The sequence below is a fragment of the Streptomyces sp. HUAS YS2 genome (assembly GCF_033343995.1).
Taxonomy (GTDB): Bacteria; Actinomycetota; Actinomycetes; order Streptomycetales; family Streptomycetaceae; genus Streptomyces; species Streptomyces solicathayae.
This window is the reverse complement of record NZ_CP137573.1, coordinates 7,009,195-7,021,090: the sequence shown is the minus strand read 5'-3', so window position 1 is coordinate 7,021,090 and position 11,896 is coordinate 7,009,195. Positions and strand designations below refer to the sequence as shown.

Annotated in this window: 2 protein-coding genes (1 of these 2 cut by a window edge); both read right to left on the bottom strand. The window is 69.8% G+C overall.

Going from position 1 to position 11,896, the window contains the following annotated elements; genetic code table 11:
• Positions 1–296: 296 nt before the first annotated feature.
• The gene (locus R2D22_RS32310) at positions 297–1,106 is read right to left on the bottom strand and encodes an FkbM family methyltransferase (RefSeq protein ID WP_318108571.1); all 810 of its coding nucleotides are present in this window, start codon (positions 1,104–1,106) and stop codon (positions 297–299) included.
• Positions 1,103–11,896, bottom strand: the 3' end of a protein-coding gene (locus tag R2D22_RS32305) for a non-ribosomal peptide synthase/polyketide synthase (protein WP_318108570.1). The gene runs 13,968 nt beyond the window's last position; only the last 10,794 of its 24,762 coding nucleotides appear in the window; the start codon falls outside the window, past its right edge — the gene reads right to left on this strand; the stop codon is at positions 1,103–1,105. Before R2D22_RS32305 ends, R2D22_RS32310 begins: the two co-directional genes overlap by 4 nt.

The window sequence follows — 11,896 nt, the reverse complement described above, 5'->3', positions numbered from 1 at the left end:
CAGTGTCCCCTGCAAATGAGAAAGCTGAATGAGTGCATGACGGTGCGCCGCTCGGCCCGGGCGTTTCCGCCGTGGAGCCCGGCCCATTGGGAACGGGATCGCGAACGATCCGCTCCGCACCAGGTCATGGCTGTGCCTCGGCGTGCGCTACGTGCTCATGTGATTCGGAGATCCCCGCCTCACCATGGCACACCGCTGGATCATTGATCCAGCGGCGCCATGGCGTACGTGGTGTGCGGTCACCGGCCGCTATTCCGGCGCCGTGTTCAACTGCTGCGCGGCGGCGTTTGAACGCCCTACGGCCGCGTGGCGGCGAGTTCGTACAAATCCGTTCCGGCGAGGTTGGGCTGCTGGCTCACCGCGACGGTGAAGCCGTGCCGTTCGAGGAGGCCGGTGAGGGTCCTGAGCCGACCGGCCTCGTCATGGACCTCCGCGACGATGCGGCCGATCAGCGGCCAGTGCTCGTCCTCGACCCCGGCCAGGACCAGGTGCTCCGCGCGCTCCACGTCGATCTTCAGCAGGCTGACCTCGCGCAGTTCGTGGGCCCTGATCAGATCGGAGACGGTCAGCGTCTGCACGTCCATGTCGATTCCCCGGTGCAGATCCTTGACGAACTCCCCGATGTATTCCTCCGGAATTCCGGTGTTGCGCAGAAATACGCGGGTGTTCTCGTCGTCCGCCCGTTGGTCGGCGAACAGCCCCGAGTTTCCTGTCGACCTCGGGTAATAGGTGAATGTCCGCCGGCCGGCTCGGTCGGCCACCGCACTGCGTACGGCGACGGCGCCCGGCAGATGACGCCGCAGATTCGCCTCCAGACAGGCGAACGTGGTCGGCGCGGGTTCCACGGAGACGATCCTGAGATCAGGTGTTGTCCAGCCGAACATCAGCGAGACGATTCCGATGTTCGCTCCGATGTCGAGGACGGTGTCCCCGGGCCGCAGCGCGTCAGCGGCCGACTTGTAGAGCCCCGCGTCCACGGCCTCCGCCCACAGGACTTTGGCCTCCGCCGGACTGACGCAGGTGATCCTGCGCCCGTTGGGGAGTTCGTAGACGCTGGTCCCCTCCGTCGCGGCGGCCGGCGGCTGCGTCCCCCTGGGCCCCGTCATGCGGACGCGCCTCCGTCCTTCCGGCTCCGTGTGATCTCGGCGCTCAGATACGCGCCCACGGCCTCGGCGCTCTCGCCGTAGAAGACGGTCGAGTGCTCGCCCGGCACGTCCACGACCTCAGGACCGCGCGTGACGGGGATCTGCCAAAGCTCGAGGGTCCACTTGTAGGGCTTGGGCCGGTCGTCGCGCGGCATCAGGAGCACCACCCGGCCGTCGTAGTTCCGCATGCCGCGGTGCATGAGCTCGCCGTAGTACGAGTAGGCGCCCTGGTTGATCGCGAGGGCACGCATGATCCTCAGGGCGTGCTTGTCCCCCTCCCGGACACCCTTGGCGATCTCGTCGTCGGGCGTTCCGAGCTTCAGCACCTTCTTCTCGTCGGACCGGGAGAGCTTCGTCCCCGTCGGGCCGTCGAGCGCCTCCTCCAGGGCGGCCAGCAGCTTCCGGTCGGACCGGCCGAACGCCTGGCTCGGAAGGCGCCACGCGAAGGGCTGGCGGGCCGGCGCCATGAGGAAGACTCCGCCGACCTCCTTGCCCATGGCGCTGAGCTGTCGCGCCATCTCCAGCGCGACGTAGGAACTCCCGGACTGCGCGGTCAGCAGGTAGGGGCCTTCCTTCTGCACCCGCAGCATCTCGCCGATGTACGTGGTCGCCATCTCCTCGACGGAGGAGGGCGGGGCGTCCTCGCCGGTCAGGCCTCGTTCCTGCAGTCCGTAGAACCGCTGGCCCTCGGCCAGGTGCCCGGCGACCTCGGCGAACGCGGCGACCTCGCCGGTCAGGGTGTGCACGGCGAATATCGCGGGACTGATCCGGCCTGCGCGGATGGTCACCACCGAGCGGACCTCGGGGTCCTCCGCCTGGATCTGGATCAGTGGCGCGGCGGACGCGACGGTCGGGTGGTCGAAAAGGTCTCCGACGCTGATGTCGTGGCCCGCGCCCCGGATGCGGCCGACGATCTGGGTGACGAGGAGCGAGTTGCCGCCCAGCTCGAAGAAGTTGTCGTGGGCGCCGATCCGCTCGATCCCGAGGACCTCGGACCAGATCTCCGCGAGCAGCTCCTCGGCCTCACCGGAGGGCGCGATGTACTCAGTGCTCGTGGAGCGCACCGTCTTGGGCTCCGGCAGCGCCGCCCTGTCCACCTTTCCGTTGGTGGTGAGCGGCAGCCTCGACATCTCGGTGAAGGACACCGGGACCATGTACTCCGGCAGGCTCCGAAGCAGCAGCTCGCGCAGGTCGGCGGAGTCCGGAATGCCCTCGTGGTGATCGGTGGGAACGAGGTAGGCGGCCAGCTTGCGGTCGGCTACCTCTCCGTACGCGGTCACCACCGCGGTCCGCACCGCGGCGTGCGCGGCGAGTGCCGTCTCGATCTCTCCGGGTTCGACGCGGAACCCGCGGATCTTGACCTGGTCGTCGACCCGGCCCACGAACTCCAGCCGGCCGTCCGACAGCCACCGCACCTGGTCACCCGAGCGATACATCCGCGAACCATCCCCGGCGAACGGATCGGCCATGAACCGCTCCGCCGTCAGATCCGCACGACCCAGGTAACCGCGAGCCACACCCGTCCCCGCGATGAACAGCTCACCCGTCATGCCTACCGGGACCGGGCGCAGCCGGTCGTCGAGGACATAGACCCGGGTGTTGGCCATCGGCGCACCGATCGGCGGAACACCGTCACCCTCGGGGTCGAGGACCGCGACGCTCGCGCAGACCGTCGCCTCGGTCGGACCGTACGCGTTCAGCAGCCGGTACTCGCTCCGCCAACGCGCAGCCGCCGCCTCCTCCAACCGCTCACCGGCCGTCACCAGCGTCCGCAAGCCGGCCAGATCGGCCGGTTCGAGGACGGCCAGGAGCGACGGCGGCAGAATCGCCACCCGCACGTCCTTCTCCCGCACCAGCCCCGCCAGCGCCCGCGGCTCACCACGCTCCTCCGCCGTCGCCACCACCAGGCGGCCACCGGCCGCCAGTGTCACCGCGACCTCGCAGACAGCGGCATCGAAACCGAACGGAGCAAACTGCAGCATCCCGTCCCCCGCCTCCACACCGAACGTGCGGGCCAGCGCCATCGCCAGGTTCACCACACCCGCGTGCGGAACCTGCGCACCCTTCGGCCGACCCGTCGAACCCGACGTGTAGATCACATACGCCAACTGGTCGGCGGTCGTCGTCACCTCAGGTGCGGTGGACGGAAGCTCGTCCAGCGCGGCAAGGACTGCCGGAGCATCGACCAGCACGGTCCGCAGCCGCCCGACCGGCAGCTCGTCGACCAGCTCCTCAGCGCCCACGAGCACCGTCGCCCCACTGTCACGCAGCATGAAACCGAGCCGGTCGGCCGGATACTCCGGATCCAGCGGCAGATACGCCCCACCCGCCTGCCACACCGCGAGAATCGCCACCACCATGTCGATACCGCGGGGCAGACACAGTGCCACCACCGACTCCGCACCCACACCCAACGACCGCAGGTAGTGCGCCAGACGATTCGCCCGACCCATCAACTCCGCGTAATCGACTGATACTTCGCCGCACTCGACCGCCACCGCATCCGGCGTCCGCACCGCACACTCGGCAATCAGCTCATGCACGCCACCCACCGACGGCAGCGGCTCGACCGTCGCGTTCCAGTCACGCACGACCCGGTCGTGCTCGGCCTCTGTCAGTACCGGCAGTTCGCTCACCGGCTTCTCGGCATCCGCGCCGACAGCCCCCAGCAACGTCACGATGTGCCCCGCCATCCGCTCGACCGTCACCGCGTCGAACAACGCGGTGCTGTACTGGATTTCTCCGGTCAGGGCACCGTCGTCCTCCCCCAGTGCCACGACCATGTCGAACTGAACCGGCAGCAGACCCGTGCCGGTTTCGATGCCCATGCCGGCCCCATCCGCCCTCCTCCGGTCGGAGGGCGAGGTTCCGGCGGCCTCGGCCGCGTAGTTGAAGGAGACGCGGGTGAGGGGGCCACGGGTACGGTCCCGTACATCGGCCATGGCGTCCACCACCTGCTCGAACGGCAGGTCCTGGTGCGCGTACGCGCCGAGGGCGGTCTCGCGTACCCGGCCGAGGAGTTCGGCGAAGGAGGGGTCACCGGAGAGGTCCGTGCGCATCACCAAGGTGTTGACAAAGAACCCGATCAGGTCCTCGGTCTCGGCCCGGTTCCGGTTCGCCACCGGCGTGCTCACGACGATGTCGTCGGAGTCGGTGTACCGGCCCATGAGGACGTCGAAGGCGGCGAGCAACGTCATGAACATCGTCGTGCCGTGCTCGCGGGACAACGCCTTCAACGCCTCCGCCGTCCCTGCGGGAGCCTTGAACCGCACCACTGCGCCCTCGGTGGAGCGCACGGCCGGCCGCGGCCGGTCGGTGGGCAGCTCCAGTTCCTGAGCGCCACTCAAATTTTCACGCCAGTAGGCGAGATGGGAGTCGAGCACGTCGCCGGTCAGCCACTGCCGCTGCCAGGCGACGACGTCCGCGTACTGGAATGCCAGCGGCGGCAGCGGATCCGGCCGACCCGCGTGGAACGCCTCGTACAGGGCCGCCAGCTCGCGCTGGAAGACCCGGTCCGACCACTCGTCGAAGACGACGTGATGGATGACCAGGGACAGCACGTGCTCGTCCGGCGCGATCCGTACGAGCACGCCCCGCAGCAGGGGACCCTTGGCCAGATCGAACGGCGTCAGAGCGTCCTTCGTGACCACGTCGTTCGCAGCCCCCTGCGGGTCCGGGCTTCCGGAGAGGTCGAGGACGGGCAGGGGCATCGGGGCCGGCGGGTCGATGACCTGGTACGCCACTCCGTCCGGACCTGCGACCAGGCGGGTGCGCAGCACCTCGTGCCGGGCGACGATCGCGTCCAGCGCGGCACCCAGGGCCACCAGGTCCACATCCCCGTTCAAGCGGAGGCGGGTCGACATGTTGTACTCCGTCGAACCCGGCTCCAACTGGTCCAGGAACCACAACCGCTGCTGCGCGAACGACAGCGGCAGCGGCTGTGTACGATCCGCCGGCCCGACCGGCGGCGCGACGTCCCCGGCCAAGCTTTCGACCGCTGCCGCCAGGGCGCGTACGGTCGGCCGGTCGAAGAGCGCCGACAGCGGGACCTCGGCCCCGAACGCCTCCCGAATGCGGGAGATCACCTGGGTGGCGAGCAGGGAATGCCCGCCCAGATCGAAGAAGCCGTCCGTGACGCCGACCCGGTCCACCCCGAGGACCTGCGACCAGATCCCCGCCAGCAGCTCCTCGGCAGCGGTGACCGGTGCCACAAATCGCGAGTCCGACTCAGGGCTCCATCCGGCCGGTTCGGGAAGGGCCTTGCGGTCGATCTTGCCGTTCGGGGTCAACGGCAACGCCGCCAACTCGACGAACACCGACGGCACCATGTACTCCGGCAGACCCTCCCGCAACCACTCCCGCAGCACGCCGGCGGCCGGGACGCCGTCCGCCTCGACGGCCGGGACCACGTACGCCACCAGACGGCGCTCCGTGCCCTGCCCGTGGCCGACCACGACCGCCGAACCGACGGCGGGATGCGCGACCAGAGCCGCCTCGATCTCCCCCGGCTCGATCCGGAAACCACGCACCTTCAGCTGCTCGTCGGCCCGACCCAGGAACTCCAGCCGGCCATCCGCCAGCCACCGCACCCGGTCACCCGACCGATACATCCGCGAACCGTCGGCCGCGAACGGGTCGGCCGCGAACCGTTCCGCGGTCAGGTCCGGACGACCCAGGTAGCCACGCGTCACGCCCGCACCGCCGATGAACAACTCACCCGCCACACCGACAGGCACCGGCTCCAGCCGGCCGTCCAGGACATACACCTGCGTGTTGGCGATGGGCGACCCGATCCCCGGCGCCCGGTCCGGCACGACCTGCTCGCAGGTCGACCAGATGGTCGTCTCCGTGGGCCCATACATGTTCCACACGCCCGAGACACGCTCCACCAGCGCACGCGCCAAACCGTCCGGCAGCGCCTCACCACCGCACAGCGCCAGCAAGTCCGAAGATCCGGACCAGCCGTCGGCGATCAGCGTCTGCCAGGTCACCGGCGTCGCCTGCATCACCGACACACCCCACCGCACCAGCTCACCCGCCAGCACACCCGGATCACCGGCGACCTCACGCCCAGCCACCACGACACGGCCGCCAACCACCAACGGCAGCCACAGCTCCAGCCCCGCGATGTCGAAGCCCCACGTCGTCACCGCCAGCAACACAACATCCGAGTCCAGACCCGGACGCGCAGCCATACCGACCAGGAAGTTCACCAGGTTGCCCTGGCCCACCAGCACGCCCTTGGGCCTGCCGGTGGATCCGGACGTGTACAGCACATACGCCAACTGGTCTGCGGCACACGGCACATCAAGAGGCGCGGACGACTGGCGCTCAAGCGTCGACCGCGTGTCCGCGTCGTCCAGCCACACCACCGAGTCCACCGACTCCAGCGGCAACCCACCCGCCACGGACCGGTGACCCACCAACACACCGACGCCACTGTCCGCGAGCATGAACTCCAGACGGTCCGACGGGAACTCCGGATCCAGCGGCAGATACGCAGCACCCGCCAGCCACACCGCCAGCCCCGCGACCACCATGTCCGCGCCACGCTCCACACACACCGCCACGACCGACTCCGCGCCCACACCCACCGACCGCAGATGACGCGCCAGACCATTCGCCCGCGCCATCAACCCGCCATACGTGACCGACTCCCCGCCGGCCACCACAGCCACCGCATCCGGAGCCACCACGGCCCGCTCAGCAATCAAGCCGTGCACGCCCCCGGCCCCGGACACCTCCACGTCCGTGTCGTTCCAGCCCCGCACCACGACATCCCGCTCAGCCGCGGTCAGCACCGGAAGCTCGTCGATCCCCCGGCCCGCGTCGGCAGCAACCGCGTTCAGCAGCGTGACCAAGTGCCCCGCCATCCGATCCACCGTCACCGCGTCGAACAGGGCAGTGCTGTACTGGATTCCTGCCTTGAGCGCGCCGTCGCCGGACTCTTCCAACATCAGCCACAGGTCGAAGACCGCGGCCACCTGGCCGGCAGGGCTGCCAAGGCGCTCCTCGGAGTCGGCCGTGCCGCGTACCTCTTCGCTCTCGCCGGCTCCGTAGCTGAAGAACACCTGGAAGAGCGGGGTGCGGGACCGGTCCCGCTCCGTGACGAGCTCGTCCACCAGCTGCTCGAACGGGACGTCCTGATGCGCGTACGCGCCCAGGGCGGTTTCGCGCACACGACCGAGCAGCTCCGTGAACGACGGGTTGCCCGCCAAGTCACCGCGCATGACGAGGGTGTTGACGAAGAAGCCGATCAGGTCCTCGGTCTCGGCCCGGTTCCGGTTCGCCACCGGCGTGCCCACGACCACGTCGTCCGCGTCCGCGTACCGTCCCAGCAGGACGTTGAAGGCCGCCAACAGCGTCATGAACATCGTCGTGCCGTGTGCACGGGACAGCGCGCGCAGCGCCTCCGCCGTCTCCGCCGAGACGGTGAACGGGGCCATCGCCCCCTCGGTGGACCGCACCGGCGGGCGCGGCCGGTCGGTGGGCAGGTCCAGCGCGGGAACGTCGGCCAGGTGTTCCGTCCAGTAGGCCAGCTGTCCTGCCAGGACCTCACCGTCGAGCCACTCACGCTGCCAGGCCGCGAAGTCCGCGTACTGCACGGCGAGCGGCGACAGCGGGCTGGGCTCGCCGGCGCGGAACGCCTCGTACAGCGCCACGAGTTCGCGTCGCAGGATCCCTGCCGACCACTCGTCGGACACCACGTGGTGCATCATCAGCGCCAACAGATGCTGTCCCTCGCCCAGCCGGATCAAGGTGGCCCTGACCAGGCGGCCCTCAGCGAGACGGAACGGTGCCATGGTGTCCTGGAACGCCAGCCGCTCGGCCTCGCGCACCGGCTCCGCGCATCCGGACAGGTCCACCACGGGCAGCGGGAACTCGGCGGGTGGATCGATCACCTGACGAGGCACGCCGTCCGCGTCCGCCACCAAACGGGTGCGCAGCACCTCGTGGCGCGTCACGACTGCGGTGAGCGCCTTGCCTAGGATCGCGACGTCCAGCTCCCCGTCCCAGGGCAGGTACATCGGGAGGTTGTACTCGACCGATCCGGGCTCGAGCTGGTCCAGGAACCACAGGCGCTGTTGCGCGAACGACAGCGGCAGCGCGCCGTCCCTGCTGACGACGGTCCACTCCGGCGCGCCCCCACCGGGCGTGGACGCTGCGAGAACACCCGCCAGACCGGAGACCGTCGGGTGGTCGAACATCGCCGCCACGGGAATCTCGGTGCCGAACACGTCCCGGATGCGAGACACGACCTGGGTCGCGAGGAGCGAGTGCCCGCCCAGTTCGAAGAAGTTGTCCGTGACGCCGACTCGGTCCAGGCCCAGGAGCTGGGCCCAGATACCGGCGAGCAGCTCCTCGATGGCCGTACCCGGCGCCGCCTGGCCGGCCGGGGGACGCGCATCATCCGCGGCAGGCAGGGCGGCACGATCGAGCTTGCCGTTCGGGCTCAGGGGCAGCGCCGCAAGCTCCACGAAACCGGAGGGGATCATGAAGGCAGGGAGCCGGCTGCTCGCGAAGGCACGGATCTCGGCGACCGACGGAATGCCGTCCGTCTGATCGGCCGGGACGAGGTACGCGACCAGACGGCGGTCCTCGACGTCGCCGAAGGCGGCGACGACGGCGGTACGGATCTGCGGGTGACCGGTCAGAACGGCCTCGACCTCACCCGGCTCGATCCGGAAACCACGCACCTTCACCTGACCATCCGCACGCCCCACGAAGTCCAACTGCCCGTCCGACAGCCAACGCGCCCGGTCACCCGACCGATACATCCGCGAACCGTCAGCAGCGAAGGGGTCCGCGACGAACCGCTCACCCGTCATACCCGGACGACCCCGGTAGCCACGCGCGACCTGCGGACCGGCGATGAACACCTCACCGGCCACACCCACGGGTACGGGATTGAGGCGCTCGTCCAGGACGTACAGACGGGCGTTCGGGACCGGGGACCCGATGGCAGGGGCGCCGGTGAGCTGGTCGGGGTCCACGGTGCCGGTGGTCACCATGACCGTCGACTCCGTCGGACCGTACGTGTTCACCAGCCGACGCCCCGCCGACCAGGCACGAGCGACCGGCTCCGTCAGACGCTCCGCACCCAGCAACAGCGTCCCGACACCCGACACCGCCTCCGGGTCCAGGACACCCAGCAGAGACGGGACCACACTCGCCGCACCCACACCCTCGGCACGAAGCATCCATGTGAGCAGGGACGCTTCCGCCCGCTCCTCGGACGTCGCCACGACGAGAACACCGCCCGACGCGAGCGTCACCGCCACATCGAGGACAGCCGCGTCGAAACTGAACGACGCGAACTGCAGCATCCGCACACCCGGACCAGCATCCAGCACCGGCCCCAGCGCCGACACCATCCCGACCACGCTGCCGTGCGCGACCTGCACACCCTTCGGCCGCCCGGTCGAACCCGAGGTGTAGATGACGTACGCCAACTGGTCAGCGGACAGAGCCACCTCAGGGGCTTCCGACGGCAGGGACGCAAGGGTCTCCCGTACCGCAAGGTCGTCCAGCCACACCCCCTGCTCGACCGACAGGTCCTCCACCAGGTCCCGCCGGCCTACAACTACCTGCGCACCCGCGTCCGCGAGCATGAACTCCAGCCGATCCGCGGGGTATTCGGGGTCCAACGGGAGGTACGCGCCACCCGCCTGCCACACACCGAGCATCGCCACGACCATGTCCACCCCACGCGGCAGACACAGACCCACCACCGACTCCGCACCCACACCCATACCGCGCAGGTGATGGGCCAGACGATTCGCCCGCGCCATCAACCCGCCATACGTGACCGACTCCCCGCCGGCCACCACCGCCACCGCATCCGGAGCCACAACCGCCCGCTCAGCGATCAGCTCATGCACCCCACCCACCGACGGCAACTCCACCGACGACGCGTTCCACCCCTCCACCACCAGTTCACGCTCACCCGCGGCCAACAGAGGCAGCTCACCCACCCGGCAGTCAGCCTCCTCAGCCACCGCCTCCAGCAGCGTCACCAAGTGCCCCATCAGGCGTTCCATCGTCGCGGCGTCGAACAGATCCGTGCTGTACTCGATCTGCCCGGCCAACCCACCGTTCTCGCTGTCGCCGAGCCGCAGCGCCAGGTCGAACTGCACCGTGCGATCGGCATGGCGACGCGACTCGCCGGACTCCTCGCGCGGGGGCTCCGGCGCGCCCTCGGTGTCGTAACTGAAGAAGACCTGGAACAGCGGGGTCCGGGAGCGGTCCCGCTCCGTCACCAGCTCGTCCACGAGTTGCTCGAACGGCACGTCCTGATGCGCGTACGCGCCCAGCGCCGTCTCCCGCACGCGTCCCACCAACTCACGGAACGACGGGTCACCCGACAGATCCGTCCGCAGCACCAGGGTGTTGACGAAGAACCCGATCAGGTCCTCCGTCTCGGCGCGGTTCCGGTTCGCGACCGGCGTGCCCACCACCACGTCGTCCGAACCCGCATAACGCCCCAGCAGCACGTCGAAGGCCGCAAGGAGCGTCATGAACATCGTCGCACCGCTCTGGCGCGACAGGCCTCGCAGCGCCTCGGCCACGGCCACCGGCACGGTGAACGCGGTCTGCGCTCCCGCCGAGGACCGCACGGCCGGCCGCGGCCGGTCCGTGGGGAGTTCCAGTGCCGGGGCGTCGCCCAAACGGTCGCGCCAGTAGTCGAGTTGCCCGTCGAGGACCTCGCCGGCCAGCCACTGCCGCTGCCAGACCGCGAAGTCCGCGTACTGCACGGCCAGCGGCGGCAGCGGATCCGTCTCGCCGGCGCGGAACGCCTCGTAGAGAGCGGTCAGTTCGCGCTGGAAGATGCGCTCCGACCATTCGTCGGTGACGACGTGGTGCATGGTGAGTGCCAGGACGTGCTCGTCCGGAGCCAGGCGTATCAGGGCGGCGCGGACGAGTGGTCCGTCGGTCAGGTCGAACGGAGTGGCCGCGTCCGCTGCCACCAGGGCGTGCGCGGCGCCCACCGGGTCCGCCGCATCGGAGACGTCGACGACCGGCAGCGGGAAGGGTGCCGGCGGGTCGATGATCTGCTGCGGCACGCCGTCCGCGTCGGGGGCGAGTCGGGTACGCAGCACTTCGTGCCGTGCGATCACGCCGCTGAGCGCCGCGCCCAGAACGGCCACGTCCAGGTCTCCGGCCCAGGGCATCGGGGTCGGAAGCACGTGACCGAGCGCCCCGGGGTCCAGTCGGTCGAGGAACCACAGGCGCTGCTGGGCGAACGACAGGGGCAGTGGTTCGTCGCGGCCGGCCGGTGTCACCGGCGGCACGGTCACCCCCGTGCCGGACTCGTCGATCGCCTGGGCCAGTCCGCGTACGGTGGGCCGGTCGAACAGCGCCGACAGCGGCACTTCGGTCCCGAAGACCTCGCGGACCCGGGAGATCACCTGCGTGGCGAGCAGCGAGTGGCCGCCGATCCCGAAGAAGTCGTCGTCGGCGCCGATTCCGTCCACCCCGAGGACCTGCTCCCAGATCCCGGCGAGCAGCTCCGCGGTGGCTCCCTCCGGGGCCACGTACACATGCGTCTCCCCGTGGGCCGCGAGGTCAGGCTGCGGGAGCGCGGCGCGGTTGAGCTTGCCGTTCTGGGTCAGGGGCAGCTCGGTGATCTCGACGAACACCGCGGGCGTCATGAATTCCGGCAGGCTCTGGCGCAGGTGGTCGCGGAGCTCGGTCACCGGCGGGATGCCCTCGCCGAGGTCGGCCGGGACCACGTAGGCCACGAGGCGGCG

Coding starts and splice junctions, on each gene's coding strand:
- R2D22_RS32310 (WP_318108571.1), bottom strand. CDS start 1,106: ATGACGGGGCCCAGGGGGACGCAGCCGCCGGCCGCCGCGACGGAGGGG.